The organism is Sinorhizobium fredii USDA 205 (genome assembly GCF_001461695.1).
In the GTDB taxonomy this organism is placed as follows: domain Bacteria; phylum Pseudomonadota; class Alphaproteobacteria; order Rhizobiales; family Rhizobiaceae; genus Sinorhizobium; species Sinorhizobium fredii.
On record NZ_AUTC01000165.1, the window covers coordinates 1 to 25,890 of the forward strand.

The window sequence follows — 25,890 nt, forward strand, 5'->3', positions numbered from 1 at the left end:
TCCGACGAGCCGAGCGCCCGGCCGCCGGAGATGATGATCTTCGCCGAGGTCAGCTCCGGCCGGTCCGAAGACGACAGCGCATCGGAGACATGGCTGGACAGCCCCGGATTGGCGGCGGCCGAGATGGTCTCGACCGGCGCGGAGCCACCTTCAGCCGCGGCGGCAAACGAGGCGGTGCGCACGGTGATGACCTTCTTCGCTTCGCTGGTCTGCACCGTCTGGATGGCATTGCCGGCATAGATCGGCCGCTTGAAGGTATCCGAAGATACGACTTCGATGATCTCCGAGACCTGGGCGACGTCGAGGAGCGCCGCGACCCGCGGCATGACGTTCTTGCCGACCGAGGTGGCGGCGGCGACAAGCGTATCGTAGGAGCCGGCGAGCGAGACGATTAGCGCGGCGAGCGGCTCGGCGAGATTGTTGGCAAGGCTTTGGTCGTCGGCGACCAGCACCTTGGCGACACCGGCAAGCTTGGCGGCCTGCTCGGCAACGCCTTTGGCGCCCGAGCCGGCGACCAGCACATGCACGTCGCCGCCGATTTTCTGGGCCGCAGTCAGCGCCTTCGCCGTCTGGTCGGAAAGGTGGGTGGTGTCGTGGTCAGCCAGCAGCAGAATGGCCATGATGAATGTCTCCCTTTCCTAAAACTTAAAGCACGCCGGCTTCGGTCTTGAGCTTCTCGACGAGCTCGGCGACCGACTTGACCTTGATGCCGGCCTTGCGGCCGGACGGCTCCTCGGTCTTCAACACCTTCAGCCGCGGCGCCGTGTCGACGCCGAAATCGGCCGGGGTCTTCTTGTCGAGCGGCTTCTTCTTGGCCTTCATGATGTTCGGTAGCGACGCATAGCGCGGCTCGTTCAGCCTGAGGTCGGTGGTGACCACCGCCGGCAGCTTCAGTTCGACCGTCTGCAGGCCGCCGTCGACCTCGCGGGTGACATTGACCTTGCCGTCGCCGAGCTCGACCTTCGAGGCGAAGGTGCCCTGGGCCCAGCCCAAGAGCGCCGACAGCATCTGGCCGGTCTGGTTGCTGTCGTCGTCGATCGCCTGCTTGCCGACGATGATCAGCCCCGGCTGTTCGGCCTCGGCCACGCCCTTGACGATCTTGGCCACGGTGAGCGGCTCGACCTGGTCGTCGGTCTCGACGAGGATCGCCCGGTCGGCACCCATGGCAAGCGCCGTCCTCAGCGTCTCCTCGGCCTTGGCCGGGCCGATCGACACGACGACGACTTCACTGGCCTTGCCGGCTTCCTTGAGCCTCAGCGCCTCCTCGACGGAGATCTCGTCGAACGGGTTCATCGACATCTTGACGTTGGCAAGTTCGACGCCCGAACCGTCCGCCTTCACGCGGATCTTGACGTTGTAGTCGACGACCCGCTTCACCGTTACTAGGATTTTCATGGATACTTTCCCTCCAGGAGCTTTCGCAGGAAAATGCGCCTTAACAGAGCGACCTGATTGTCGGTTGGCGACATCGATACGCGTTTTTTCTCCAATTACAATCGTCAACCGCAGCGCTAAATCGATATTAACCCACGTTCTTTATTGACGCTTACGTACACATAAGAAAAGCGTCTTGCAAGCGGGCAATGGGATCGGTGAGGCAAAACGTCCTGCCGTACACCCGGAGCGGGTAATCCGTTGAATCGGCGACGATTTTAAGGAAACATGCGGAAGCACTTCAAGTCGGGCGGCCCCAGGGGGTGGGGGGCTTTTGGCTACCCGGCCGGGGCGCATCCTGGCCCTCGGGCGATTTGGTCTGGTGTTCGACGGCGCGTGGACTGACGATCGTGCGGTCGAAAAGCGGCACGCCACGACGTCGCAATACGACGACGAGCACGAGGCCGGCGACGATGCCGCCGACATGGGCGCTCCAGGAGACGCTGCCGCCCGGGTCGACAGCGAACATGTAGAACTGCTGGCCAATCCAGAAGGCGAGCGGAATGGCGGCCGGCAGCGGCAAGGGAATGCGGAAAAGCACGAGCACCCAGACCCGGACCTTGGGGTGCAGCAGGAAATAGGCGGCGACGACGCCGGAGACTGCCCCGGAGGCGCCGATCAGCGGCGCTTCCGAGGCGACGTCGATGAGCCCATGCGCCAGCGCCCCGGCGGCGGCGCACAGCAGATAGAACAGCAGAAAGCGGAAATGCCCGAGCGCGTCCTCGACATTGTCACCGAAGACCCAGAGAAACAGCATGTTCATTGCCAGATGCGTGAAGTCGCCATGCAGGAAGGAATAGGTGACGAAGGTGAACTCGTCCGGGACGACCGCAAGGGAGGGATCGAGAATGGCGTAATCGAACACAACCGCCGGGATGTAGCCGAAACCGAGGACGGCGGCATTGGCGAATGCCTCGGTGGCGACCGGACCGGTGACGAGCCAAACGGCGAAATTGATGACGATCAGCGTGACCGTCACATATTGCATGTCGATATGCTTCAGGGCATTCCTGTCATGCAGCGGTATGAACATGCGATCCCCGAAGCGTGATTTTTTCGCGACTCTATCTGTTCTTGCCCGGAACCCAAAGAACGTCCGCACGTCCCCTGTCGTTCGCCCATCGGGCAGCAACGAACAGGAAGTCGGAGAGCCGGTTGATATAGGCGACCGCCTCGCGGCTGACGATCTCGCCTTCGGTTTCGGCAAGTGCCACGATCTGCCGTTCGGCGCGGCGGGCGACGGTGCGGGCAGCGTGCAGCGCTGCGGAAGCGGCGCTGCCGGCGGGCAGTACAAAGGAACGCAAGGGCTGAAGATCCGCGTTCAACCGGTCGATCTCGGCCTCGAGGCGTTCCACTTGGGCCGCGATGATCCTCAACGGCTCGTATTCCTGCTTCTGACCGGTCTCGGGTGTCGCGAGGTCGGCGCCGAGATCGAAGAGGTCGTTCTGAATCCGCATCAGCATCGGATCGAGATTCGGGCTGTCGCCGGTATGCTGGCGCGCCAGGCCGACGAAGGCGTTCGCTTCGTCGACGCTTCCATAGGCATCGACGCGCAGATCACTCTTGGAGCGGCGCGGTCCGGTGACGAGACCGGTCGTGCCATTGTCGCCGGTCCGGGTATAGATCTTGTTGAGCTTGACCATTGTGGCTTCGCTAGCTCGGCCGGCCGCCGCCGGTGACCCACAGCGTCAGCATGATCAGCACGAGAGCCAGCGCTTGCAGCGCTATGCGCGTCTGCATCAGCTTGTTGGACGTATTGCCGCTGCCCTTTCGGGCCATGTTCAACAGGCCGCGGATGAGCACGATCGCAACCAGGCCCATGACGAACAGCGTCACGGCGGTCAGGAAACTGGGCATGTCGTCACTCCTTGCATTTGATGTGCGTGTCGTTGTCCCGAAACCGCTGCACACTTTCGGGCGACATGCACCGGGTTCGATCAGCCGAGTCGGCCAATGATACGATAGAACAGCGCCGCCGGCAGGAGTTTCTTGAGCAGCACACCCTGTTTGGCAGGCCTGGTCACGACATAATGCGGCCTTGGCCGGCGCGACGTCAAAGCGTGTTTCAAAACGTGATAAACGGCCTCCGGTCCGAGCTTGCCGCGGGCCGGCTTGCTCTCGCCGCGCAGGCGCTTCAACTGTTTCTCGTACTCCGCCCGGTGCACGGAATTCTTGAGGTCGATGAAGCGCTCGACATAGGCGACGGCGTTGGCGGCGAACTTCGACCGGATCGGCCCCGGCTCGATCAGGCTGACGTCGATGCCGCTGCCGGCAAGCTCCATCCGCAAGGTCAGCGACAGGGCCTCGAGAGCCGATTTCGAGGCGTTGTAGGCGCCGCGCCAGCGATAGGGTACGAGGCCGAGAATCGAAGAGCATTGCACGATGCGGCCTCGGCCACGGGCCCGCATCGCCGGAATGACGCGGCGCGTGAGGTCGTGCCAGCCGATCACATTGGTCTCCAGCTGCAGCCGCAGCGCCTCGGTCGGCAGGTCCTCGACGGCCCCGGCCTGGCCATAGGCGCCGTTGTTGAAGAGGGCGTCGATCCGGCCGCCGCTCAGCGCCATCACGGCTTCCACCAGCGCGGCGATCGTCTCCGGGCGGGTATAGTCCATGATGAAGGTTTCGATACCTTCCTGTTCGAGGTCCGCCTGGTCTTCCGGCCGGCGGACGGTCGCGAAGACCCGCCAGCCGTCGCCCTTGAGCGCGCGCGCGCAATAGGCGCCGATTCCGGATGAGCAGCCGGTGACAATGATGGTGGGGCGTTCAGACATCCGGTCGATTCCTGTAGAAATACGTGTCCCGTTTCCCATATTCACGGTTGGGATACAATTGAATTGCGCGCACTGCCTTTGATCGTGCCGGCGCGCCGCCACAGGCATCGCGCGCAGCCCGTCACGCGGAATGCGCGGCACCACAGGAGACGGAATGCCGGCATCGCTTCGCATCATCTGGAAGGTCGTGTTCGATGCGCTCTGGCATTTCAGCGAGGACGACGGTTGGGCGATGGCGAGCCACGTGGCCCTCTCATCCCTGATGGCGGTTTTCCCCTTCCTGATCTTCGGCACCGCGCTCGGCAGCTTCCTCGGGGCCGACCAGTTCGCCGTGACAGCGGTCCACCTGATCTTCGATGCCTGGCCCGAATCGATCGCCAAGCCCGTCGCCGACGAGATCGTCGAGGTGCTGACCATCCAGCGCGGCGGGGTGCTGACGATTTCCGTCGTCGCGGCCGCCTATTTCGCATCGAACGGCGTCGAAGCGCTGAGAATCGCACTGAACAGAGCCTATAGGGTGGCCGAAAGCCGCCCATGGTACATAACCCGGCTCGCCAGCCTTGGCTTCGTGCTTGCCGGCACCCTCATCCTCGCCGTAGTCAGCATTCTGCTGGTTGCGGTGCCGCTCGCCGTCCGCAACGCCGACGAATGGCTGCCCTGGCTCGACATCGTGCTTGCAACCGTCGACAATTGGGGCCTGGCGCTGGCGCTCGTGATGCTGACCGGCGGGCTCCTGGTGTCGCATCTTTGGCTCCCCGACGGGCATCGCAAGATCGTCGACGTGCTGCCCGGCATCCTGCTGACATTGCTCCTGTGGTCGATCGGCGCCTATGCCTTCGCATCCTATCTGGCGACCTTCTCGAACTACGTGGCAACCTATGCCGGTCTTGCCTCGATCGTCGTGGTGCTGGTCTTCCTCTACATGGTCGGGGCGATCTTCATCATCGGTGCCGAGATCAATGCCGCCATCCTGAAGTTCCGGGTCAAGCGCATGGTCGCGCGCAGCTTCCAGGGGCGAGGCGAGGGACCGCCTGCGCCATAGAGAAACGTCATGTCGGGTTATGCTTTTCTTCCCTCGTCCCTGTGCTTGTCACAGGGATCCAGCGGCGCCGCGTCGGCGGCGCGGAAGACTCCCTTCAGCCCAAAGACTTGGGCTGGCTGGATTCCTGTGACAAGCACAGGAATGAGGAGCGGAAGAGAAGCCTTGCCATCCCAACCGACGAGGCAGCAGGCTACTGCCCGCATGCTGAAGAACCCGATTGAATGTGACGTGCTTTAAAGAACCATCGCGCGTAGTTCTGCCGCCGAGCGACCGGCGGCGCGGAAGGCGGCTATGCCGGTATCCCCGTTGCTCTTCGACAGTTTCCTGCCGTCCGGGCCGAGCAGGAGACGGTGATGATGGTAGAGCGGCTCGGGCAGATCGAGGAGCCGCTGAAGCAGCCGGTGGATCGAGGTCGCGTCGTAGAGGTCGCGGCCGCGCACCACATGGGTGATACCCTGCAGGGCGTCATCGACGACCACCGAAAGATGATAGCTCGAGGGCGCGTCGGAGCGCGACAGGACCACATCCCCCCAAACGGCCGGCTCCGCCGCGATGGGGCCGGTTCTGCCGGCCGGGCCGGCTCCGGTCTCCTGCCATGTCAGCGGCTCGGCAAGGCGGCCCACCGCCTTCGCGACGTCGAGCCGCCAGGCGTGCGGACGGCCGCCGGCGATGAGCGCCTCCTGCTCTCGCGCCGACAGTTCACGCTCGCGGCCTGGATAGAGCGGCGATCCGTCCGGGTCGCGCGGCCATGGCTCCCCGCTTGCCTCTGCAGCGGCCACGGCAGCTTTGATCTCGCCGCGGCTCATGACGGAAGGGTAGACGAGGCCCATAGCTCTCAACCGCTCGAGCGCTGCCGCATAGAGATCGAGATGATCGGATTGGCGCCGCACCGGCTGTTCCCAGGTCAGTCCCAGCCAGGCGAGGTCCTCGAAGATCGCTGCCTCGAACTCCGGACGGCAGCGCGTCCGGTCGAGATCCTCGATCCGGAGCAGCAATCGTCCGCCCATTGCGGCCGCCATATCGTGGTTGACGATAGCCGACAGGGCATGGCCGAGATGCAAGAGGCCGTTCGGGCTGGGGGCAAAGCGGAAAACGGGTTGGACTGGCGGCGGAACGGGCATCGTGTTCCTTTGCCATGGAAGCGGTATAAAGGTCATCCGCTTTCTGCAGCGCCCAGCGTCACTTCAGACGCGCCAAGGACGCTGTAGCATTTTTTAATGGCTGCATGTCTTTGTCCTTGAATCGGCTACGCCTTAAGGAAACATGCAGCGGGAGGGTGCATGCGGATCATTCGGACAAGCGACGACATTGACGCCGGCCTCGCCGGTCTGGTGATGCTCGACGCGCGCCTCGAACACGTCATCGACAGGGCCGGGCCGGTGCCGCTCAGGCGCACCGATCCGGGTTATCGCGGCCTTGCCAATATCATCGTTTCGCAAATGGTCTCCAAGGCGAGTGCGGCGGCGATCTGGAAGCGCATGGAGGGATCGCTCGGCGAGATCAGCGCTGCCGCCGTGCTTTCCCTTGAGGACGACGACTGCCGGCAGTTCGGTCTTTCCCGCGCCAAGGCCGACACGTTGCGGCGCGTGGCGGCGGCGGCCGTGGCCGGCGAGATCGATCTCGACGGCATCTGCAACATCGAGGCGCCGGCGGCGATCCACGAGTTGACGGCCATCAAGGGCGTCGGGCGTTGGACGGCGGAAGTCTATCTGCTGTTCTGCGCCGGCCATCCGGATGTCTTCCCGGCCGGCGACGTGGCGCTGCAGAATGCGGTCGGTCATGCGTTCGGTTTCGAACTGCGTCCGAGCGCAATCGAGGTCGATTCGCTCGCTGCCTCGTGGTCGCCGTGGCGGAGCGTCGCGGCGCGGCTCTTCTGGGCCTATTATGCACATGAGATGCGGCGTGATGCGCTTCCCGTGACGCCTTGAAGAAAAAAGCGAATCCTTTGTTTGGTTTTTCTTTCTGGCTTCACAATCCTGTCGCAACGCGCCTAATATAGAAGATGCAGATGCCGAATCGCTCAGGAGAATACGCTTGACGATTGCAGTCTCACCTCAGGCCCTGCCGGCGCTTGTGCTGAACGCCGACTATCGGCCGCTGAGTTACTATCCCTTGTCGCTCTGGTCCTGGCAGGACGCGATCAAGGCGGTCTTTCTCGACCGTGTCACAATCCTTGCCGAATACGAACATTCCGTCTCCTCGCCAAGCTTCTCGATGCGCCTGCCGAGCGTCGTCTGCCTGAAGAGTTATGTCCAGCCGTCGCGCTTTCCGGCCTTCACCCGGTTCAACGTCTTCCTGCGCGACAAGTTTGAATGCCAGTATTGCGGATCCCCCGACGATCTGACCTTCGACCACGTCATCCCGCGCGCCCATGGCGGCCAGACGACCTGGGAAAACGTCGTGGCGGCGTGCTCGCCCTGCAACCTGCGCAAGGGCAGCAAGCTGCCGAAACAGGCCCATATGTTCCCGCACCAGCGGCCCTATCAGCCGACCGTGCAGGATCTGCACAACAATGGACGGCTCTTCCCGCCGAACCATCTGCACGACAGCTGGATGGACTATCTCTACTGGGATGTCGAACTGCAGCCGTAAGGCGGCAGTGTCCTGTTTTACGAGAATGGGAGTCTCCCCGACTTACGCTGGCCTGGCAAGGTGCGTTGGCGTGAGTGGCTGCGAACCTACGCCCTAGATCACGATGATTTTGGGTCTGATCGACCCAAAATCATCGTGATCGGTTCTAAAAGGTTAGAGCGGGATGCGGGCGGAAAACCGCGCACACTTTTCCTCATCCCGCTCTAGCGGCACCGCGCAGCGCGATCGCCGCGAGGATCAGGCTGGCGATGACGTTCCATCCGGCGAAGGACAGGCCGAGGATGCGGAGCGCCGCGTCCGTGCAGGACGGGGCATGCTTCGCGTCCAGGTCGCCGAGCAGGTCGCCGACATTGGAGGAAATGCCCTCAGCGGTCGTGGCGCAGGTCGACGGACCTTCCCAGAAATGCCATTCGGCACCGGCGTGATAGACGCCGATCCCCGCTCCGACCAGCATCAGGATGCCGACGAGCCCTAGCAGCGTGCGGGTCGTCCAGGCTGGCAACTTCAGCACGCTGGTGAGGATCGCGAGCAGGCCGAGCGGAATGCCGTAATAATAGGGATCGCGCTGCAGCAGGCAGAGGGCACAGGGGATGTAGCCGCCGATATGCTCGAAACCGAGCGCGCCGCCGACAGTCGCCGCCATGCCGAGCGTGACAAGTCCGGCAAACATGAGTTGCTGGCGTTGCGCGACGGAAACCTCGATCATCAATACCTCATAGCGGGCGGCGTGGACGACGCCGGCGCGGCCCGTTCAATCGATGCCGTCTTCATATGTAGGATCGCTTCCGCTGTAAATCGCCGTCAGATGCGACGGGCCGCACGCTTTTGTGATTGCCGTTGCGAAATTCGCAATTTCTCGATTGACCGGCGCGAAAACGATCGTGTAAATCGCAAGCCGCTGACATCGCCCAGCCTTGCCCCATTGGCGGAATTGGTAGACGCGCTCGACTCAAAATCGAGTTCCCAAAAGGAGTGCTGGTTCGACCCCGGCATGGGGCACCACTGGCAAATTCGGCATTGTTTTTGTCGAGTTTTTCGCCTTCAAATCTCTAGAAGACTTTTACCCTCCTGAAAAACTGGACGCTTTTGTTCCGGTTCTGATCGGCATTGCTGGTCTTCGGGGTCCTTGTTCATCAGCCCCCACAGCGCTCTTGGCGGGCTTTTTTGATTTGCCGCCTTCGTGTACCTGGTTTTCGGCCACAGCCTTGGGTGCGGTTGATGAGGCGCCCCTGCCCTACATTTAGGGTTGTGTTTTGACGGCCTACCTACCCAAATGTGTAACTAGACAGGTACCCCTATCGCGAAGCATTTTTTACGCGGGGGTGGCCAATGTCGAGCATGAAGGACCTCGCGAAACAAAATCCGGGCCTTATCTCAGGTTGGCGTCTTTCCGTCACCCTGCAACCCGGCACACCCCTAAAATGGCTTCTGAGGCATGGGGAAGTTAAGCAGGCTGCCGGCTACCCCAGTGAAGAAATCCCTGCAAGCTTCGCGGTGTGGATGCCCATCGTCAAGACCTGGGCCGAACTCGGTATTCCCCGCAATGAATCCTCGCCGACGATGGCGTCCGCCGTTGGGCAAATATCGGTGGATGGAGGCGATCTTCTGCCTTTCCTCATCAAGTACCGATCGATCGTCGAACTCGTGCCCCTCTCCAATCAGGGTCGTCACCTAAGGCGATTGAAAACGGAATATCCGGAATTTTCCCACCTGGTCGAACAGGCGTACAGACCCGCTACAGGAAAACTAAAGCGGTTCCCGGCGACCTACAAACGGCACCTGCGGAGGCTGCCGAAGCGTTAAACTTCCGACGGGCCGCCGCCCGATCGGCTTACAGGGCAGCAAAAAAGGCTGGGCTACTCCGACGTCCGTGATCGCCTCCCGCGCTGCCAGTACATCCGTGGTCAACGGCAGGAGGGAGCATACACCTTCAGTGTCGGCCTGATTGAATTTTAATCAAACCGGAAATCAAAGCGGATCGGACACGTTTCGAAAGAGCGTAATGATCTCGCGTGAAGGACTGGTGTCCGGAGGCGGGCCAAGCCGTTGATCTAGTCGGATTGCACATCGGGATGGGGCACGACCACCGCTCGCACGGATGACCGCAGGACTGACCGCGCGCCCCCATTGAATTTCAGGGTGCGGAGATGTTAGCTGCTGCAGCAATTTTGTCGCGGCAGGGCCATGTTACCGAGAATCGAGAGCTACGAGGAACTCTATCGTGAATTCCGCTGGCGGATTCCGGAGCGGTTCAATATCGGCGTCGCCGTCAGCGACGATTGGGCGTCGCGCGATCCGGAGCGTGTCTGCCTTGAGCATTTCAGTCCCGGCGGCGCGCATCGCTCGCTGACATATGGTGCCTTCGCGGCCCGCTCCTCCGGCTTTGCCGGAGGGCTTGCCGCGCATGGCATCAAGCCGGGCGATCGCGTCGCCATCCTGCTACCGCAGGGTTTCGAAGTGGCGATCGCCCATGCGGCGATCTACAAGCTCGGGGCGATCGCCCTGCCGCTGGCGCTGCTCTTCGGCGTAGAGGCGCTCGCCTATCGGCTGCAGGACGCAGAAGCAACTGCGATCGTCACCAATCGCTTCGGCTACGAGCGGCTTGCGGCGATCCGGGGCGAGCTGCCGGACCTCCGGCTGGTTGTGCTGGCGGAAGAGGAGGAACTCCCCGGGACGGTGCAGTTCGACCGTCTGGCGGCGGGCGAGGGCCGCTTCGTCGCTGCCGACACCGGGCCGGACGATCCGGCGCTGATGATCTACACGTCGGGGACGACCGGGCCGCCGAAGGGCGCCTTGCATGGCCATCGCGTGCTGCTTGGCCATCTGCCGGGCTTCCAGTTCCACCATCATTTCCTGCCCGAACCGGGCGACCGGATGTGGACGCCGGCCGACTGGGCCTGGGCAGGCGGCTTGCTCAACGCGTTGCTGCCCTCGCTGTTCTTCGGCGTGCCGGTGGTCTCCTCGCCGGCGCAGAAGTTCGATCCGCACATGGCCTTCCGCATCATGGAAGAGATGGACGTGCGCAACGCCTTCATTCCGCCGACCGCACTCAGGCTGCTGAAATCCGTCGATCGACCGCACGCCCGCTACAGGCTCAATCTGAGGACGATCGGCTCGGCGGGGGAAGCGCTCGGGCGCGAAACCTTCGAATGGGCGAAAGAGGCGCTCGGCATCGCGGTCAGCGAATTCTACGGCCAGACGGAATGCAACATCGTGATTTCCTCGGCGGCCGATCTCGGCGTGCTGAAGCCCGGCTCGATGGGCAAGGCCGCACCCGGCCACGCGGTGGCGATCATCGACGGCGAGGGGCGGGTGCTGCCGCCGGGCACGACCGGGCAGGTCGCCGTCAGGCGCCCCGATCCGGTGATGTTTCTCGGCTACTGGCGAAACGACAAGGCGACCGAGGCGAAGTTCATCGGCGACTGGATGACCACCGGTGACCAGGGCGTCATGGATGCCGAGGGCTATTTCACCTTCTTCGGCCGGGACGATGATGTCATCACCTCGTCGGGCTACAGGATCGGTCCCGGCGAGATCGAGGATTGCCTGGCGGGGCATCCGGACGTCCAGATGGCCGCCGCCATCGGCAAGCCGGATCCGATCCGCACCGAGATCATCAAGGCCTATGTGGTGCTGAAGCCCGGGGCAGTTGCGAGCGACGAGACCGCGGCCGCGATCCGCAGCTGGGTGAAGAACAGGCTCTCCATGCACGAATATCCGCGCGAGATCGAGTTCGTCGACAGCCTGCCGCTGACCACCTCGGGCAAGGTGATCCGGCGCTTGCTGCGGGAAAGGGCGGCGGCGGAGGTCGCTGCAGGCACTTAAAGGACCGTGCTGAAAGCGGACAACTACTCGCTCTGGCCGGCAGGCCAAAGGGGGTAGACTGGCCGCGTCCGCTTTCGTTCCGAGAGCCCAGCCGGCCTAGCGCCCCGCCAGCGCCCGTATCTTCTCGCGCAGCAGCCGCGCCATGTTGCGGGTGTTGCGGTAGAGGTGGAGCTGGGCGGCGACCTGGCGCACGTCGCGGTCGCGGTTCTGCTGCAGGCCGATCACCAGCGTGCCCATCTCGTCGCGCTCCTGCCAGAAGCGGGCGATCATCGGATGGTCCGGCACGGCGCAGGAATCGGAGCGGGCGATATTGGCATCGTCGAGATGCCATTCGGTGAGCTCCGCCAGCAGCAGCTTGCCCGGCGAATACTTCGCATAGTCCTCGTTATAGGCGGTCTTCCACGTATAGGCCTCGCCGGCCATCATCAGGACGACCATCGCGGCGATCGCCTTGCCGTCGAGATCGAGCGTGTGGACGCGCACGCCGTCGGCCTCGGCGAGATTGGTGATCGCTTCCCGCGCAAAGGCAGCGCGGAACCGGTCCATGATCATGGCGCTGCGCTCGCGGCCCTTCCAGCCGGACGCCTCGAGCGCCAGGAACTCCTCCAGGCGCCAGCGGATTTCCTCGGGTTGGCGCGCGACGCTGTAGGCGAGCTCACCGCATTTTTCGAGATTGTTCCACTGGCGTCTCAATTCCTTGAAATGGCCGCGGCTGATCGCCTGGCGCAGATAGGTCGGCCCGTCGAGCAGGCTTTCGAGCATCGGCCGCTCGAAGGTGTCGGTGACCGTCAGCGGCAGGTTCTCGCCGATCGCGACGGCACGGGCGAGCTGCGCGAACTTGCCCTTGAGGCGCACATCCGGGAGCACCAGCACCTGCGGCAGGCCGGAGGAGGGGGCGGCGAGCGCCGCGTAGAGGTTGCTGATCGTTTCGGCGGCGTCTTCCGCATCGAGAAGCGGCACGCCCAAGGGACCGAAGGGATTGGACCAGCCGCGAATGATCGGTGCGCCGATCGAGAAGCCCGGTTTTTCGATCGAGAAGGGCATCAGGAAGCGCAGCCGGCTGCTGCGCTCGTTGTTGTCGCGGATGACGGCGAGGCGGATGACCCGGTCTTCCAGCCGCGGCATGGCCGGTGCCAGGAAACGGCCGGTGAAGAAGACGTTCGGCTCGATCGCCCGGTTGGACAGAAAATCGAGCTCCCGCTGCAGCTCGTAGCCGGAACGGGCCGAATAGATGGCGAGATGCCGCCCGGGCCGTCCGACCGTCAAGGTCCGTTCGGCTTCAGCCGGGTCGAAGCCCGGTTGCGCCAATCCGCCGAGCAGGCGGTTCGCCCTTCCGTTCGAATCTCCCGGAAACTGGATATTGCCGCTCATGGCTTGATCGCCTCGTTCTTGTCATGACCGCTCCTTGCGCCGGCAAGTGCCAGGAGGGTGAAACCAAAGGTGTGTCTCACCGCGACGTGCAGGATTGCCGCCTCCGCGAACATCGCGCCCGCGGTCGCGCCGGCTGCTCCGGTCAGGCCGAAGAGCGGAATGAGCGTGACGTTCAGCGCGACATTGGCGCCGAGCGCGGCCGCATAAAGGATGACGCAGAGCTTTTGCCGCCCGGCCATCGTCAGCAGGGTCTCGGCGGGGCCGACGAAAGCCTTGGCGAGGATCCCGGTGAGCAGGATCGCCATCAAGGGGGCGCCGGCAGGGAAGGCCGGGCCGAACAGCGACAGCAGCGCCGGGCCTCCCAGCACGACGGTGCAGCCGATCGCCAGCGACGGCCAGAAAGACCAGCGCGCGCTTTCGATGGCGATCTCCGCCAACTGGTGCCGGTCTTGCGCGGCCATGGCCGCCGAAAAGCGCGGGCCGGCGGCCGCCTTGACCGCGAACATGACGAAATGGACGAGCGCCATGGTCTTCGCCGCGGCAAAGTAGATCGCCACCTCGTCGGGCTTCAGATAGAGACCGACGATCACGACGTCGGAATTGGTCAGCAGGAAGCCGAAACCGTCGACGAGGAATACGGGAATGGCGACGCGCAGCCAGCGCCCGAGATCGATCTTCATCGGGCCTCGATCGTAGTGCCGGTCGAGCCGCCAGACCATCGCGGCAAACTGGCCGAGCGTGGTCACATAGGTCGCAGCAAGCGCTGCGGTCAGCGCCGTCGTCGCGTCGTGCGGCAGGCCGGCGACCGTCGCCAGTATCATGAAGGCGAGGATCAGCAAGGGACGCACGATAAAGGTCGGGCTCATTGCGGCGACCGGCCAGCTATGGGCACGGGCCGTGCCGTCCATCACGTCACCGAGGGCGATCATCGGCAGGGTGACGAGGCCGAGATAGAGGGGAACAAGGTAGTAGCCTTCGATCGCCCACCCGAAGAGCCAGAGGCCGGCTGTGCCGATCGCGGCAAAGGCGCTCGCGGAAAGCAGCGCGAAGATGCGCGCCGTCGTCGTCAGGCCGCGGATTTGCGCGAGCGCCGAAGTGGTGCTGTATTCCGGCAGAAAGCGAATGACGGCGGCGTGCAGTCCGAGGCAGGAGAGATTGCCGAACAGGACCGCCATCACCCAGACGAAGATGAAGATGCCGTATTCGAACTCGCCCATCAGACGCGCGAGAAAGATCTGCGAAACGAAGGCTATTGCCGCGCTGAGGATGCGGATCGCGAAGACGATCAAGGCCATGCGCTGGGCGCGGCTGCGGGCATCGGAGCCGGTGAGGGCGGTGAGAAGCCCCCGCAACGAAGGGGACAGGCGGTGCCTCAGCGCCGACGGCAGCATTCGTCCGGCCGTTTGACATACCGCCATCAACACGAAGACACCCTGAGATTACGCAATACAGGGCATCACTTCTGCCAGAACAGCGTTAACAAACGGTTCCGCAAGCCGCTGAGGCGCTGCGCGGCGTCACAGTTCGCCGGATGTGAAAATGCCGCCCGGAGGCGGCATTTCGTCAAGCTTCGTAGATTCCGTGGCAATGCTTGTACTTCTTGCCTGAACCGCAGGGGCAGGGCTCGTTGCGTGCCACTTTGCCCCAGCTGGAGGGCTCGGCCGGATTGCGATCGGCCGGTGCGATGGCGAGAAGCGGCGCCTCAGCGAAATCGTCCTCACCGGTCAGCGGGTCGATGTGATGGCCTTGCATCGGCGGCAGCGGCTGCGGCTCCTGCGGCGTCTCGCGCACCAGCTCGACGCGCATCAACTGTGCCGATACCGCCTGCCGCAGATTGACGAGCAGGGCCTGGAAGAGCTCGAAGGCTTCGGACTTGTATTCCTGCAGCGGATCGCGCTGGGCGTAGCCGCGGAAGCCGATGACGGAGCGGAGATGGTCGAGGTTGACGATGTGCTCGCGCCAGAGGTGATCAAGCGTCTGCAGGACGACCGAGCGCTCGACATATTGCATGATCTCCGGTCCGAAGCGCTCGGCGCGGTCGGCGGCAGCCTTGTCGGCGGCGGTCGTGACGCGCTCCAGAATGTCATCCTCGGCGATCCCTTCCTCGGCCGCCCAGTCGGTGATCGGGAGATCGAGGTTGAGATACTGCTGGACATCGGCCTTGAGCCCCGCGACGTCCCACTGCTCGGCATAGGCGCGCTCGGGAATCCGCTTGCTGACGATGTCCTCGATCACCTCGTTGCGCATGTCGGTGACCGTCTCGGTGACGCTCTCCGCGTCCATCAGTTCGAGACGCTGCTCGAAGATGACCTTGCGCTGGTCATTGAGCACGTCGTCATACTTCAACAGGTTCTTGCGGATGTCGAAGTTGCGTGCCTCGACCTTCTTCTGGGCCCGTTCGAGCGCCTTGTTGATCCACGGGTGGACGATCGCCTCGCCCTCCTTGAGGCCGAGCTTCTGCAGCATGCCGTCCATGCGGTCGGAGCCGAAGATGCGCATCAGATCGTCCTGGATCGACAGGAAGAATTTCGAGCGGCCCGGATCGCCCTGGCGGCCGGACCGGCCGCGCAGCTGGTTGTCGATGCGGCGGCTTTCGTGCCGTTCGGTCGCCAGAACATAGAGACCGCCGGCGGCGAGCGCCTTTTCCTTGAGCTTCTGCACTTCTTCGCGGATCGCCTTTTCGCGGGCGTCGCGCTCCGGGCCGGGCTCGACCTCGTCCAGCTCCTGCTGGATGCGCATGTCCGGGTTGCCGCCGAGCTGGATGTCGGTGCCCCGGCCGGCCATGTTGGTGGCGATCGTGACGGCGCCCGGCACACCGGCCTGGGCGACGATAAAGGCTTCCTGCTCGTGGTAACGGGCGTTGAGAACCTGGAATTTCGAGAAGCCGCTCTTCTTCAGCATCTCGGCAAGCAGCTCCGATTTCTCGATCGACGTGGTGCCGACGAGCATCGGCTGGCCGCGCTCGTGGGCCGCCTTGATCTCGTCGATGATCGCCTTGTACTTCTCGCCCGCGGTGCGATAGACCTCGTCGTCCTCGTCGGCGCGCTGGATCGGCAGGTTGGTCGGCACTTCGACCACTTCGAGGCCGTAGATATTGCCGAATTCCTCGGCTTCCGTCGCCGCGGTGCCGGTCATGCCCGCGAGTTTGTCGTACATTCGGAAATAGTTCTGGAAGGTGACCGAGGCGAGCGTCTGGTTCTCGGGCTGGATCTGCACCTTCTCCTTGGCTTCCAGCGCCTGGTGCTGGCCCTCGGAATAACGGCGCCCCGGCATCATGCGGCCGGTGAACTCGTCGATGATGACGATCTCGTCGTTGCGCACGATATAGTCCTTGTCGCGCGTGAAGAGCTTGTGGGCCTTCAGCGCGTTGTTGACGTGATGCACGATCGCGACATTCTCGATGTCGTAGAGCGACTCGCCCTTCAGGAGCCCGGCCTGGCGCAGCAGGTTCTCGAGCTTCTCGGTGCCGTCCTCCGAGAAATTGGCCGAGCGCTGCTTCTCGTCGATCTCGTAATCTTCCGGCGACAGCAGCGGGATGAATTCATTGATGGTGTTGTAGAGATCGGAGCGGTCGTCGAGCGGGCCGGAGATGATCAACGGCGTGCGCGCTTCGTCGACCAGGATCGAGTCCACCTCGTCGACGATGGCGAAGAAGTGACCGCGCTGCACCATCTGGGCGCGCTCGTATTTCATGTTGTCGCGCAGATAGTCGAAGCCGAGTTCGTTGTTGGTCGCGTAGGTGACGTCGCAGGCATAGGCGTCGCGGCGCTGCTCGTCGGTCAGCCCGTGGACGATGACGCCTGTAGTTAAACCGAGGAAGCCGTAGATGCGGCCCATCATGCCGGCGTCACGCTGGGCGAGGTAGTCGTTGACGGTGACGACATGCACGCCCTTGCCGGCCAGGGCGTTGAGGTAGACGGGCAGCGTGGCGACGAGCGTCTTGCCTTCGCCGGTCTTCATTTCAGAGATGGCGCGCTCGTGCAGGATCATGCCGCCGATGAGCTGGACGTCGAAGGGCCGCAGGCCGAGGACGCGGCGCGCCGCTTCGCGCACCACGGCGAAGGCCGGTACGAGGATGTCGTCGAGGGTCTTGCCTTCGCCAAGCTGCCGGCGGAATTCCTCCGTCTTCGCAGCCAGCGCTTCGTCGCTCAGCGCTTTCGTTTCGGCTTCGAGAGCGTTGATCGCATCCACCCGACCCTGGTAGCCGCGAACGCGGCGATCGTTGGCGGAACCAAACAACTTGCGGGCAAGGCCGCCGAGACTGACCATCCGAATGGTCCTTTCCTTATTTATCGCCCTGGGGGTTTCAGGTTCCGGCTCGAAAAACCGTCTGACGCCGTGAAACGCCCGGAAACTGTTCTGGACGCGAGGTTGCGTGACAGATAAGAGGGGGGTCGGATTATGTCAACGCACTTGCGCGGCCGGACGGCTACAGAACCGCCACATTCTGGTGTTGTGCAGCCCTCCTGAAGGGTCTGAGGCAATCGCGCTGGCGGCCAATGGTGAAAGGTTAGAAACATGTCTAGATACAAGACCCTGGCGGCCGCGGCACTGGTCGCGATGATGGCCGCAGGCGTCGCCCGCGCCGAAGGGACCGACCCGGTCGTTGCCAAGGTCGGCGATCAGGAAATCCGCCAGTCGGAGCTTGATCTCGCGATCACCAGCCTCGATCCGCAGCTCCAGCGCATGCCCGAGGAACAGAAGCGCGCCGCTGCCCTGTCCGCCGTCATCGACGTCAAGCTGCTCGTCAAGGATGCCGAGAAGGAAGGCCTGCAGAACGACGCGACATTCAAGCAGCGCGTCGCGTTTCTCACCGAGCGCGAACTTCACAACGCCTTCTTCAAGAAGCACGTCGTCGATGCGGTGACGAAGGAAGAGGTAAAGGCGCGCTACGACAAGGAAATCGCCGCCATTCCCGCTCAGGAAGAGGTGAAGGCGCGTCACATCCTCGTCAAGACCGAGGACGAGGCGAAGGCGATCATCAAGGAACTGGACGCCGGCAAGAGCTTCGTCGAACTCGCCAAAGCCAAGTCCACCGACCCGAACAAGGACGATGGCGGTGATCTCGGCTACTTCACCAAGGGCCGGATGGTACCGGAATTCGAGACGGCCGCTTTCGCGCTCGAGAAGGGCACCTATACCAAGACGCCGGTCAAGTCCCAGTTCGGCTTCCATGTGATCCTGGTCGAAGACAAGCGCCCGCAGGCGCCGCCGCCGCTCGAGCAGGTCGAGCCCCAGGTTCGTCAGCTGATCATGCGCGACAAGTACCTGGCGCTGCTTGATACCGCGAAAAAGGCGACCGGCGTCGAGATTTCCGATCCGGCGCTGAAGAAGGCCTATGACGAGGCCGGCAAGGCGCGCGAAGCCCAATAGCTCGGGCGCCTGCCAGGCAGCCCGCCCGGAGCGGAGCAAGGCGTTCGTCGCCCACTCCGCTCGCTAGAGAAGAAGATCGGGATGCCCGGCGGCTGAATGCCGTTCGGGCATTTCTCGCACCATCCGAGGCTTTCAAACAGGGTTCGCCATGTCCGGTACCGTTTCTCCGCTTGCTCCGAAAACCTTTGCCGAAATGCCGGCGCTCCGCGGTGTGCGCATGGCGACCGCCGCCGCCGGGATCAAGTACAAGAACCGCACCGACGTGCTGATGATGGTCTTCGATCAGCCGGCGGCGGTGGCCGGTGTCTTCACCCGCTCGAAATGCCCATCCGCCCCGGTCGACTTCTGCCGCAGGAACCTCCCCGGCGGCCGTGCGCGTGCCGTCGTCGTCAATTCGGGCAATGCCAATGCCTTCACCGGCAAGAAGGGAAGGGAAGCGACCGAGCTCACCGCCCAGTCCGCGGCCAAGGCCGTCGGCTGCAGCGAGGGCGAGATCTTCCTGGCGTCGACGGGGGTGATCGGCGAGCCGCTGGATGCCACCAAGTTCGCCGGCGTGCTCGAGGAACTTGCGACATCGGCCAAGGAGGACTTCTGGTTCGCGGCCGCCAATGCGATCATGACCACGGACACCTATCCGAAGGTTGCCACACGCAGTGCCGAGATCGGTGGCGTCGCGGTGGCGATTAACGGCATCGCCAAGGGTGCCGGGATGATCGCGCCGGATATGGCGACCATGCTGTCCTTCGTGGTCACCGATGCCGACATCGCACCGGCGGCGCTTCAGGCGCTGCTTTCGGCCGGCGTCGGCCCGACCTTCAATTCCGTGACGGTCGACAGCGATACGTCGACCTCGGACACGCTGATGCTGTTTGCGACCGGCGCCGCGGCAAAGGACGGCCAGGCAAAGGTCGAGGATGCGGCCGATCCGCGGCTTCAATCGTTCCGCGCCGCGCTCAACGATCTGCTGCGCGATCTGGCGTTGCAGGTGGTGCGCGACGGCGAAGGGGCGCGCAAGATGGTGGAAGTGACCGTCGAGGGCGCCGAGAACGACGCTGCCGCCAAGCGCATCGCGCTTTCGATCGCCAATTCGCCGCTCGTCAAGACGGCCGTTGCCGGCGAGGACGCGAACTGGGGCCGCGTGGTCATGGCCGTCGGCAAGTCCGGCGAGATGGCCGAGCGCGACAGGCTGGCGATCTGGTTCGGCGACGTGCGCGTCGCCGTCGAGGGCGAGCGCGATCCGGCCTATTCGGAACCTGCAGCGACCGCCGTGATGAAGGGTGAGGACATTCCGATCCGCGTCGATATCGGCCTCGGCTCGGGCCGTGCCACGGTCTATACCTGTGACCTCACCAAGGAATATGTCGAGATCAACGGCGACTACAGAAGCTGACGCTGCCGCGCCGGCATCGAGGTTACGGACATGACATCGAACGACAGACGGCCGCCGGTCGACGGCGGGGCGGTTGGAGCAAGCATGGTTGATCTTCCCAGCGTGCGGCGCCTTGAGGCGGTCGGCTTCCGCGCTTGGCCTGCCTCGACGGTCCTTTATGACGGCAGCTGGCTGATCAGGCTGACCGCCGGGCATCCCTCCAAGCGTCTGAACTCGATCAATCCCCTCGATCCGTCGGACTACCGCGACATTGCCATCCGGCTCGAGAAGGCGGCGCGTCGCTTTGCCGAGCACGGCCGCCCGCTTACGGTCCGGCAAACGCCGCTCACGCCGCCGCACCTCATCGACTACATGGACGGCGAAGGCTGGACAAGCTTCGGCCACAGCTTGGTGCTCGAGCTCGATCTGGCGCAGGGCGAGCTCGGCGAGGGCATGGACCATCTGCCGATCAAGGATCTCGGTCGCTTCGTCGACGCGCGGATCCAGATCGGCAAGGAGGACCCGGCGACAAAGCCGGCGCTGAGCGAAATCATCACCGCTATCAAACCCGAATGCGGACTGTTTCTGTTCGAGGATCGCGACATCGGGCCGACGGCCGTGTCGCTCGTCGTTCACGACAACGACCTCGCCGGCATCATGCAGTTTTCGGTTGCCGAGTCCGTCAGACGCCAGGGTGTCGGCCGGGCGCTGCTCGACGCGTCGCTGCGCTGGGCGCGCCTGCGCGGCGCGAGAAAGGCCTGGCTGCAGGTGGAGGCTGCCAACGAGGCGGCAATCGCCCTTTACCGCAAGGCCGGTTTCGCCGAGGTCTATCGTTACCTTTATCGCACGCCAAGGGTGTAGGGCATGGATATGCAGGGAAAGAAGATCGTGCTCGTTGCAGCCTGCGCGCTGGTCGATTCGGACGGGCGTATTCTCCTGGCGCAAAGGCCCGAGGGAAAGTCGCTTGCCGGTCTCTGGGAATTCCCGGGGGGCAAGGTCGAGGCCGGCGAAACGCCGGAGGAAACGCTGATCCGCGAACTCGAAGAGGAACTTGGAATCCGCACCAAGGTCGCCTGCCTCGCGCCCCTGACCTTCGCGAGCCACAGCTACGACGATTTCCACCTGCTGATGCCGCTCTATGTCTGCCGACGCTACGAGGGATTTGCCGAGGGTCGGGAGGGCCAGGTGATCAAATGGGTCCGTCCCAAAGCGCTCCGCGACTACCCGATGCCGCCGGCGGACGAACCGCTGATCCCCTTTCTGATGGATTTGCTGTAAGAAGCCGTGGCGCAAGCCGGTCCGGCCGCTACCGACCTCTCATTAATAAATTTGCCTGTGATCGACGGAGAATCGGACCGTCCAGACGATCAATTCCCCTAAATTCTAAGATTTATTAATCAAAAGTTTATCACCCTCATCCACAATCGAGCCTATCAGTTTCGGCGCACCGGCCATCCGGCCGCGCCGGTTTCGAGCAGCTGTGGTGAGGTCGAAGCTTGGGAAGGGTGCTTCGCCCCGCTCTCTGAGGTGTTTGTGAGGCTGGAATGGTTGACGAGGATTTCTGGAGGACAGTTCAGGACAAGGATCTGGTGGCGAGCCAGTCCCGCCGGACGGGCGTGCTCAATCTGTCGCTGCTGTTCGGAACGGCAGTGATCGCGCTGACGCTGATCCTGACGCCGATGCTTTCGTCCAAGAGCGACAAGCGGATGCTCGCAAATACGCCGATCGACTACGACAATATATCCACCGGCTCGATTCCTTCCGGCGGCACGGCGAAGCGTTACACCGTCCGCCGCAGCGTGCTTCAGGAAATGCCGGGCGCTGTCTGCATCATCGATGCAAATGGCAGCAAGAGCGGGTGCTGATTCGAGCGAATAAGCGCACCCCGCGTCTTTCGCTCCCATTGACCAATAGGGTGGCCAGCCGGGTGTTCTTTGAAAGCGCCCCGGGCACCGTCACGGGGCCGGAGGATGCATGGACAAGCTGAGATCTCTCGTGCGCAACCGAGACGGTGCCACAGCCGTGGAGTATGGTCTGCTCGCAGGCCTGATTTCCGTCGCCCTCCTCGTCGGCCTCCAGGGCTTCTCGAACGAACTGCTGAATGTCCTGAACTTCATTGCCGATGCAATTGAAGGTTCCTGGAACTAAACGAGTCCGGAACGACAGCGCCGCGCGTCCAATCGGACGCGCTAGGGTCGCTGTAGCACTTTGAAGTGCTGCATGATTTCGATTTAAGGAACCATGCAGCAGGCGGCGAAAATGCCGTCGATCACGACCGCTTGCCGGGCCCCTTCAACGCATGCTCGTTCACCCCAAGCGCATCCGACAGCCTCTGCTTTGCCGATCCCGGCTGCAGCGGCTTTTGCTGACTTTCGTGCGGAGCCCAACCCGAGACATAGATGATCGAGAAGGTCGCGCGGATCCGGCCGTCCGGGTCGGAAAAGCGTTCCCCATAGATCTCGGCCGCCCTCAGGAAGAAGCGTCGCGGCATCGGCTTGCGGCTTCGCGCAGCGAGCGGATTGGCCATTCCCATTGCCTTCAGGTCCTTGAGCAGCCCGAAGAGCGAGTCGTAGCGGACCGTGTAGGTCTCGGTATCGGCGACCGGCAGGGCAAATCCCGCACGCTGCAGGAGCCCGCCCATGTCGCGCACGTCGGCAAAGGGAACCACCCTCGGGCTTGCTCCGCCGGTCAGTTCCGCCTCGGCCGCCAGCAGCGATTCGCGAAGCTCCTGCAGCGTGCCGATGCCCGGGATCGCGGCAAGGAACAGCCCGTCGGGCTTCAGCGCCCGACGCGCCTGGATGAAGACGCCGGGCGTGTCGTTGGTCAGATGCAGCGAAAGCGGCGACACCAGCAGATTGAGAGACTGCGCTTCGGCCGGGATGCGCTCGAGCGGGGCCACGGTAACCGGAGTAGCGGACGATCCGAAACCTTCGTCCGTTTCCACCCGCTCGATGCTGCCGACCTTGCCGGTCTCGGCGAGGCGGGCCGCCGTGGCGCCTGTATAGCCGTGCAATTCCATGGCCTTGTCGAAATGCCGTTCCACCACGGCGACGCGGTCGGCCAGCTCCTGGGCGACGATATCGAGCAGGAAGGTCGCATTGGCGCCGCCACCCTGCAGCGCCCGGCGGCGGTGCGCCTCGACGAGGCTCTGGTCAAAGATGATTTCCACGATACTCTCTCCGAAATCACGGATGCAAAGAAACCCTGAAGGGAACAAAGTCAACCTTATGGAACGGGATGGCTGGAGAAATCGGGCGAAGCGCCTAGGCGCGCATTTCGGGGCGTTCGGCGCCGCGACGGTCAATCTCGTATTCCCGCCCGTCTGTTGCGGTTGCGGCCGGCTGACCGGCGATCCGCACGCGGTCTGCCCGGCCTGCTGGGCGGGTTTGCGCCTGATAGAACGGCCCTATTGCGAGGTCCTCGGTTCACCCTTCGCCGTCGATCCGGGACCGGGCGCGGTTTCGCCCCAAGCGATCGCCAATCCGCCGGACTTCGACCGGCTGCGTTCGGTTTCACTTCACGAGGGGATTGCCCGCGATCTGGTGCATGGACTCAAATATCGCGACCGCACCGATCTCGCGCCGATGATGGCCGAATGGATGATCCGGGCGAGCGACGGTGCCGTCGCGGCGGCGGACATGATCGTGCCGGTCCCGCTCCACGCATTTCGGCTCTGGCGGCGAAAGTTCAACCAGTCGGCGGAGCTTGCGCGCTGCATCTCAGAGCGGGCCGGCAAGCCCTATCGGCCGGAGGCGCTTCGCCGTATCAGGCGCACCCGCCGGCAGGTCGGGCTCGGGGCGCGGGCACGCGAGGAGAATGTGCGCGGCGCCTTTGCCGTCCCTGAAAGCGTCAGGCCCAGCCTCGAGGGGAAACGCATCGTGCTCGTCGATGACGTCTATACGACGGGCGCAACGGTCGCGGCCGCCACCCGTGCTCTGAAGCGGGCGAGAGCTGGCGACGTCACGGTTTTGACCTTTGCAATGGCGCTGTCCGAGCCTATATGACGAAAAATGTCCGGCAAAATGCCGGTTGAGGAGCAGTTCGAAATCATGGCTTCTGTGGTCATCTATACGCGTCAGTTCTGTGGATATTGCACAAGGGCCAAAAAACTTCTGGAGAGCAAAGGTGTCGATTTCGTCGAGCATGACGCGACCTATGACCCGTCGCTTCGCCAGACGATGATCGAAAAATCCAATGGCGGCAGGACCTTTCCGCAGATCTTCATCAACGATGTCCCTGTCGGCGGATGCGACGATCTGCATGCACTCGATCATGCCGGCAAGCTCGACGAGATGCTCGCGGCTTGAGTTGAGGTGATGTGCCTGAACGGCGCTCAGTATCGCAGGAAGGCCGGAAGGAATGATCCGGGTCGCGTCGACCTGATCCTTCGGCTCGGGAGAAAAGAACAATGACTTTCAGGGCTGCGACTTTCAGGGCTGCCGCCGTCCAGATGTGCTCCGGCGTCGATCCGGCAAGGAATGCGGAATCGATGGCGAGGCTGGTGCGCAAGGCCGCTTCCGAAGGCGCCAGCTACATCCAGACGCCCGAGATGACCGGCGCCATCCAGCGGGACCGGGCGGGACTGCGTTCGGTGCTAAGAGACGAAGCCAACGATATCATCGTGCGGGAGGCGGCGCGTCTTGCCGGCGAGTTGGGCGTATATCTTCATGTCGGTTCCACGCCGATCGATCTTCAGGATGGCAAGGTTGCCAACCGCGGCTTCCTGTTCGGGCCGGACGGGGCGAAGATCTGCGACTACGACAAGATCCACATGTTCGACGTGGATCTGGACAATGGCGAAAGCTGGCGCGAGAGCGCCGTCTATCGCCCCGGCGCGACGGCGCGCATGGTCGACCTCCCCTTCGGCAAACTCGGTTTCTCGATTTGCTATGATGTCCGCTTTCCGGAGCTCTTCCGCCAGCAGGCGGTCGCCGGCGCCGAGGTCATGTCGGTGCCGGCCGCCTTCACGCGCCAGACCGGCGAGGCGCATTGGGAAATCCTGCTCAGGGCCCGTGCCATCGAGAACGGCCTGTTCGTCGTCGCCGCAGCCCAGGCGGGGCAGCACGAGGACGGGCGGGAGACATTCGGGCACTCGATGATCGTCGATCCCTGGGGCAGGGTGCTCGCCCAGGCCGGCCCGACCGGTGAAGCGGTCCTCATCGCGGAGATCGACGTGGCGGCGGTGCATGGCGCGCGGGTGCGCATTCCCAATCTCAAGAACGCCCGCGATTTCATGTTGGACGAAGTGATCCCGGCGGGGAAAGGAGGCGTCGCAGCGTGATCCGCTATAATCTCTCCTGTGACAATGGCCACGGTTTCGAAGGCTGGTTCTCGTCGAGCGAAGACTTCGACCGGCAGTCCAAGGGTCATCTCGTCACCTGTCCCGTCTGTGGTTCCGGCTCCGTCAGCAAGCAGTTGATGGCGCCCTCCGTTTCCACCGCGCGCAAGAAGGACGCCCGGCAGGCCCTGGTCATGGACCAGGCGCAGAAGGAAACGATCACCAAATTGAGGGACATGGTGAAAACGATCCGCGCCAATGCCGAAGATGTCGGCGACCGCTTTCCGGAAGAGGCCCGCAAGATCCACTACGGCGAGGCCGAGCAGCGCGGCCTGATCGGCAAGGCGACCGCGGATGAGGCGACGGCCCTTCTTGAGGAAGGTATCGAGATCGCACCGCTGCCGGTACTTCCGGACGACGCGAACTGAGAGCGTGCGACAAACGCCGCGGATCGCTTACTCCACTATCTTCCAATAAGAATCCTTGCGGAACACCTTGCCGTCGCGAAACGTGTAGAAGTCACAGCCTTGGACCTCCAGTCTCGTCCCCTCGTGGGTGGTGCCTGTGAGGATCCATTTCGAGATGCCGGTATCGGCAGTCGGATCCACGAAATGCTCTGCGTTGCCGTAATGGACATCCGGCAAGCCTTCAAAGCGTGTCGCCAGCGCTGCCTGCACGCTCTGTTTGCCCTCGAAGCGAGAGCCCCAAGGACTGCTTCCCCGCGGCATCTCCAAGAGGCAATCGTCTGAAAAGCACGCCATGATGCGATCAAGATCATGCGCGTTGAACGCCTCTAAGAGCTCCATCAGTGTCGATCGAATGTCCATCGCCCCCG

28 protein-coding genes and 1 tRNA gene are annotated in these 25,890 nt (G+C 63.4%); 16 read left to right on the forward strand and 13 right to left on the reverse strand.

Annotated elements, in window-relative coordinates:
* The 6 genes from N181_RS23965 to N181_RS23990 form a co-directional block, all read right to left on the reverse strand.
* The coding region (locus N181_RS23965; protein ID WP_060563945.1) for an electron transfer flavoprotein subunit alpha/FixB family protein at positions 1 to 620 on the reverse strand (620 nt) is incomplete at its 3' end.
* Positions 621 to 645: 25 nt separating this feature from the next.
* Positions 646 to 1,395, reverse strand: coding sequence for an electron transfer flavoprotein subunit beta/FixA family protein (locus N181_RS23970; RefSeq protein WP_014331027.1), 750 nt, complete (start codon positions 1,393 to 1,395; stop codon positions 646 to 648).
* A gap of 280 nt (positions 1,396 to 1,675) precedes the next feature.
* Positions 1,676 to 2,467: a rhomboid family intramembrane serine protease gene (locus N181_RS23975; RefSeq protein WP_014329536.1), complete on the reverse strand. Its 792-nt coding sequence runs from the start codon at positions 2,465 to 2,467 to the stop codon at positions 1,676 to 1,678.
* Between the two features lie 31 nt (positions 2,468 to 2,498).
* A complete protein-coding gene (locus N181_RS23980; RefSeq protein ID WP_037394693.1) occupies positions 2,499 to 3,077 on the reverse strand; it encodes a cob(I)yrinic acid a,c-diamide adenosyltransferase in 579 nt (192 codons plus the stop codon).
* Positions 3,078 to 3,087: 10 nt separating this feature from the next.
* Entirely contained in the window at positions 3,088 to 3,291 is a 204-nt protein-coding gene (locus tag N181_RS23985; protein WP_012709193.1) for a twin transmembrane helix small protein, read from the reverse strand.
* A gap of 80 nt (positions 3,292 to 3,371) precedes the next feature.
* A complete protein-coding gene (locus N181_RS23990; protein WP_014329534.1) occupies positions 3,372 to 4,205 on the reverse strand; it encodes an SDR family oxidoreductase in 834 nt (277 codons plus the stop codon).
* Positions 4,206 to 4,359: 154 nt separating this feature from the next.
* On the opposite strand from N181_RS23990, the gene N181_RS23995 reads away from it, so the two are divergent.
* A complete protein-coding gene (locus N181_RS23995) occupies positions 4,360 to 5,247 on the forward strand; it encodes a YihY/virulence factor BrkB family protein (RefSeq protein WP_014329533.1) in 888 nt (295 codons plus the stop codon).
* Positions 5,248 to 5,480: 233 nt separating this feature from the next.
* Here N181_RS23995 and gluQRS read toward each other — a convergent pair whose 3' ends face one another.
* Positions 5,481 to 6,368, reverse strand: a complete 888-nt coding sequence (gene gluQRS, locus N181_RS24000; RefSeq protein WP_037394695.1) for a tRNA glutamyl-Q(34) synthetase GluQRS — start codon at positions 6,366 to 6,368, stop codon at positions 5,481 to 5,483.
* Between the two features lie 159 nt (positions 6,369 to 6,527).
* Between gluQRS and N181_RS24005 the strand changes: the two genes are divergently transcribed.
* Entirely contained in the window at positions 6,528 to 7,175 is a 648-nt protein-coding gene (locus tag N181_RS24005; RefSeq protein ID WP_014329531.1) for a DNA-3-methyladenine glycosylase family protein, read from the forward strand.
* A gap of 106 nt (positions 7,176 to 7,281) precedes the next feature.
* Positions 7,282 to 7,839 (forward strand): HNH endonuclease, encoded by a 558-nt coding sequence (locus N181_RS24010; protein ID WP_014329530.1) that lies wholly within the window; start codon positions 7,282 to 7,284, stop codon positions 7,837 to 7,839.
* Between the two features lie 193 nt (positions 7,840 to 8,032).
* Here N181_RS24010 and N181_RS24015 read toward each other — a convergent pair whose 3' ends face one another.
* Positions 8,033 to 8,545: a disulfide bond formation protein B gene (locus tag N181_RS24015; RefSeq protein ID WP_014329529.1), complete on the reverse strand. Its 513-nt coding sequence runs from the start codon at positions 8,543 to 8,545 to the stop codon at positions 8,033 to 8,035.
* A 210-nt stretch (positions 8,546 to 8,755) separates the two neighbouring features.
* On the opposite strand from N181_RS24015, the gene N181_RS24020 reads away from it, so the two are divergent.
* The 3 genes from N181_RS24020 to N181_RS24030 all read left to right on the forward strand — a co-directional run bounded on the left by N181_RS24020 (position 8,756) and on the right by N181_RS24030 (position 11,664).
* Positions 8,756 to 8,841 (forward strand) — tRNA-Leu (locus tag N181_RS24020).
* A gap of 327 nt (positions 8,842 to 9,168) precedes the next feature.
* On the forward strand, positions 9,169 to 9,642 hold the full coding sequence (locus N181_RS24025; RefSeq protein WP_014329528.1) for a hypothetical protein: 474 nt from the start codon (positions 9,169 to 9,171) through the stop codon (positions 9,640 to 9,642).
* A gap of 381 nt (positions 9,643 to 10,023) precedes the next feature.
* A complete protein-coding gene (locus N181_RS24030; protein ID WP_014329527.1) occupies positions 10,024 to 11,664 on the forward strand; it encodes an AMP-binding protein in 1,641 nt (546 codons plus the stop codon).
* A gap of 96 nt (positions 11,665 to 11,760) precedes the next feature.
* Here N181_RS24030 and N181_RS24035 read toward each other — a convergent pair whose 3' ends face one another.
* The 3 genes from N181_RS24035 to secA form a co-directional block, all read right to left on the reverse strand.
* Positions 11,761 to 13,035: a GNAT family N-acetyltransferase gene (locus N181_RS24035; RefSeq protein ID WP_014329526.1), complete on the reverse strand. Its 1,275-nt coding sequence runs from the start codon at positions 13,033 to 13,035 to the stop codon at positions 11,761 to 11,763.
* The gene (locus N181_RS24040) at positions 13,032 to 14,426 is read right to left on the reverse strand and encodes a lipopolysaccharide biosynthesis protein (protein WP_174839377.1); all 1,395 of its coding nucleotides are present in this window, start codon (positions 14,424 to 14,426) and stop codon (positions 13,032 to 13,034) included. Before N181_RS24040 ends, N181_RS24035 begins: the two co-directional genes overlap by 4 nt.
* A 172-nt stretch (positions 14,427 to 14,598) precedes the next feature.
* Positions 14,599 to 17,304: a preprotein translocase subunit SecA gene (gene secA, locus N181_RS24045; protein ID WP_014329524.1), complete on the reverse strand. Its 2,706-nt coding sequence runs from the start codon at positions 17,302 to 17,304 to the stop codon at positions 14,599 to 14,601.
* A 249-nt stretch (positions 17,305 to 17,553) separates the two neighbouring features.
* Between secA and N181_RS24050 the strand changes: the two genes are divergently transcribed.
* The 6 genes from N181_RS24050 (at position 17,554) to N181_RS24075 (ending at position 21,925) form a co-directional block, all read left to right on the forward strand.
* Positions 17,554 to 18,408, forward strand: coding sequence for a peptidylprolyl isomerase (locus tag N181_RS24050; protein WP_014329523.1), 855 nt, complete (start codon positions 17,554 to 17,556; stop codon positions 18,406 to 18,408).
* 148 nt (positions 18,409 to 18,556) lie between these two features.
* Positions 18,557 to 19,798 (forward strand): bifunctional glutamate N-acetyltransferase/amino-acid acetyltransferase ArgJ, encoded by a 1,242-nt coding sequence (gene argJ / locus N181_RS24055; RefSeq protein WP_014329522.1) that lies wholly within the window; start codon positions 18,557 to 18,559, stop codon positions 19,796 to 19,798.
* Between the two features lie 30 nt (positions 19,799 to 19,828).
* A complete protein-coding gene (locus N181_RS24060; RefSeq protein ID WP_037394699.1) occupies positions 19,829 to 20,638 on the forward strand; it encodes a GNAT family N-acetyltransferase in 810 nt (269 codons plus the stop codon).
* Positions 20,639 to 20,641: 3 nt separating this feature from the next.
* Complete coding sequence (gene mutT, locus N181_RS24065) at positions 20,642 to 21,055, forward strand: 8-oxo-dGTP diphosphatase MutT (protein WP_012709175.1); 414 nt, start codon at positions 20,642 to 20,644, stop codon at positions 21,053 to 21,055.
* A 266-nt stretch (positions 21,056 to 21,321) separates the two neighbouring features.
* Complete coding sequence (locus N181_RS24070) at positions 21,322 to 21,642, forward strand: hypothetical protein (RefSeq protein WP_014329520.1); 321 nt, start codon at positions 21,322 to 21,324, stop codon at positions 21,640 to 21,642.
* Positions 21,643 to 21,751: 109 nt separating this feature from the next.
* Positions 21,752 to 21,925 carry a Flp family type IVb pilin gene (locus tag N181_RS24075; protein ID WP_037394700.1) on the forward strand — a complete coding sequence of 58 codons (174 nt, stop codon included), beginning with the start codon at positions 21,752 to 21,754 and terminating at the stop codon, positions 21,923 to 21,925.
* A 121-nt stretch (positions 21,926 to 22,046) separates the two neighbouring features.
* Here the strand turns inward: N181_RS24075 and N181_RS24080 are convergent, their stop codons facing one another.
* Positions 22,047 to 22,946 (reverse strand): methyltransferase domain-containing protein, encoded by a 900-nt coding sequence (locus N181_RS24080; RefSeq protein WP_037462356.1) that lies wholly within the window; start codon positions 22,944 to 22,946, stop codon positions 22,047 to 22,049.
* Positions 22,947 to 23,004: 58 nt separating this feature from the next.
* Here N181_RS24080 and N181_RS24085 point away from each other — a divergent pair, with 58 nt between their 5' ends.
* From N181_RS24085 to N181_RS24100, 4 genes are all read left to right on the forward strand, one after another.
* Complete coding sequence (locus N181_RS24085) at positions 23,005 to 23,781, forward strand: ComF family protein (RefSeq protein WP_370008159.1); 777 nt, start codon at positions 23,005 to 23,007, stop codon at positions 23,779 to 23,781.
* Positions 23,782 to 23,826: 45 nt separating this feature from the next.
* Positions 23,827 to 24,084 carry a glutaredoxin 3 gene (grxC, locus tag N181_RS24090; RefSeq protein ID WP_037394750.1) on the forward strand — a complete coding sequence of 86 codons (258 nt, stop codon included), beginning with the start codon at positions 23,827 to 23,829 and terminating at the stop codon, positions 24,082 to 24,084.
* A 101-nt stretch (positions 24,085 to 24,185) separates the two neighbouring features.
* Complete coding sequence (locus N181_RS24095; RefSeq protein ID WP_037394733.1) at positions 24,186 to 25,058, forward strand: carbon-nitrogen hydrolase family protein; 873 nt, start codon at positions 24,186 to 24,188, stop codon at positions 25,056 to 25,058.
* Positions 25,055 to 25,483: a DUF1178 family protein gene (locus N181_RS24100; RefSeq protein WP_037394735.1), complete on the forward strand. Its 429-nt coding sequence runs from the start codon at positions 25,055 to 25,057 to the stop codon at positions 25,481 to 25,483. Before N181_RS24095 ends, N181_RS24100 begins: the two co-directional genes overlap by 4 nt.
* A gap of 27 nt (positions 25,484 to 25,510) precedes the next feature.
* Here the strand turns inward: N181_RS24100 and N181_RS24105 are convergent, their stop codons facing one another.
* The gene (locus N181_RS24105; RefSeq protein WP_037394737.1) at positions 25,511 to 25,882 is read right to left on the reverse strand and encodes a nuclear transport factor 2 family protein; all 372 of its coding nucleotides are present in this window, start codon (positions 25,880 to 25,882) and stop codon (positions 25,511 to 25,513) included.
* Positions 25,883 to 25,890: the final 8 nt, after the last annotated feature.

What these genes read in the sequence shown, in the direction of transcription:
- N181_RS23970 (WP_014331027.1), bottom strand. Translation starts at nt 1,395, where the DNA reads ATGAAAATCCTAGTAACGGTGAAGCGGGTCGTCGACTACAACGTCAAG.
- N181_RS23975 (WP_014329536.1), bottom strand. Translation starts at nt 2,467, where the DNA reads ATGTTCATACCGCTGCATGACAGGAATGCCCTGAAGCATATCGACATG.
- N181_RS23980 (WP_037394693.1), bottom strand. Translation starts at nt 3,077, where the DNA reads ATGGTCAAGCTCAACAAGATCTATACCCGGACCGGCGACAATGGCACG.
- N181_RS23985 (WP_012709193.1), bottom strand. Translation starts at nt 3,291, where the DNA reads ATGCCCAGTTTCCTGACCGCCGTGACGCTGTTCGTCATGGGCCTGGTT.
- N181_RS23990 (WP_014329534.1), bottom strand. Translation starts at nt 4,205, where the DNA reads ATGTCTGAACGCCCCACCATCATTGTCACCGGCTGCTCATCCGGAATC.
- N181_RS23995 (WP_014329533.1), top strand. Translation starts at nt 4,360, where the DNA reads ATGCCGGCATCGCTTCGCATCATCTGGAAGGTCGTGTTCGATGCGCTC.
- gluQRS (WP_037394695.1), bottom strand. Translation starts at nt 6,368, where the DNA reads ATGCCCGTTCCGCCGCCAGTCCAACCCGTTTTCCGCTTTGCCCCCAGC.
- N181_RS24005 (WP_014329531.1), top strand. Translation starts at nt 6,528, where the DNA reads ATGCGGATCATTCGGACAAGCGACGACATTGACGCCGGCCTCGCCGGT.
- N181_RS24015 (WP_014329529.1), bottom strand. Translation starts at nt 8,545, where the DNA reads ATGATCGAGGTTTCCGTCGCGCAACGCCAGCAACTCATGTTTGCCGGA.
- N181_RS24025 (WP_014329528.1), top strand. Translation starts at nt 9,169, where the DNA reads ATGTCGAGCATGAAGGACCTCGCGAAACAAAATCCGGGCCTTATCTCA.
- N181_RS24030 (WP_014329527.1), top strand. Translation starts at nt 10,024, where the DNA reads ATGTTACCGAGAATCGAGAGCTACGAGGAACTCTATCGTGAATTCCGC.
- N181_RS24035 (WP_014329526.1), bottom strand. Translation starts at nt 13,035, where the DNA reads ATGAGCGGCAATATCCAGTTTCCGGGAGATTCGAACGGAAGGGCGAAC.
- N181_RS24040 (WP_174839377.1), bottom strand. Translation starts at nt 14,426, where the DNA reads ATGCTGCCGTCGGCGCTGAGGCACCGCCTGTCCCCTTCGTTGCGGGGG.
- secA (WP_014329524.1), bottom strand. Translation starts at nt 17,304, where the DNA reads ATGGTCAGTCTCGGCGGCCTTGCCCGCAAGTTGTTTGGTTCCGCCAAC.
- N181_RS24050 (WP_014329523.1), top strand. Translation starts at nt 17,554, where the DNA reads ATGTCTAGATACAAGACCCTGGCGGCCGCGGCACTGGTCGCGATGATG.
- argJ (WP_014329522.1), top strand. Translation starts at nt 18,557, where the DNA reads ATGTCCGGTACCGTTTCTCCGCTTGCTCCGAAAACCTTTGCCGAAATG.
- N181_RS24060 (WP_037394699.1), top strand. Translation starts at nt 19,829, where the DNA reads ATGACATCGAACGACAGACGGCCGCCGGTCGACGGCGGGGCGGTTGGA.
- mutT (WP_012709175.1), top strand. Translation starts at nt 20,642, where the DNA reads ATGGATATGCAGGGAAAGAAGATCGTGCTCGTTGCAGCCTGCGCGCTG.
- N181_RS24070 (WP_014329520.1), top strand. Translation starts at nt 21,322, where the DNA reads ATGGTTGACGAGGATTTCTGGAGGACAGTTCAGGACAAGGATCTGGTG.
- N181_RS24075 (WP_037394700.1), top strand. Translation starts at nt 21,752, where the DNA reads ATGGACAAGCTGAGATCTCTCGTGCGCAACCGAGACGGTGCCACAGCC.
- N181_RS24085 (WP_370008159.1), top strand. Translation starts at nt 23,005, where the DNA reads ATGGAACGGGATGGCTGGAGAAATCGGGCGAAGCGCCTAGGCGCGCAT.
- grxC (WP_037394750.1), top strand. Translation starts at nt 23,827, where the DNA reads ATGGCTTCTGTGGTCATCTATACGCGTCAGTTCTGTGGATATTGCACA.
- N181_RS24095 (WP_037394733.1), top strand. Translation starts at nt 24,186, where the DNA reads ATGACTTTCAGGGCTGCGACTTTCAGGGCTGCCGCCGTCCAGATGTGC.
- N181_RS24105 (WP_037394737.1), bottom strand. Translation starts at nt 25,882, where the DNA reads ATGGACATTCGATCGACACTGATGGAGCTCTTAGAGGCGTTCAACGCG.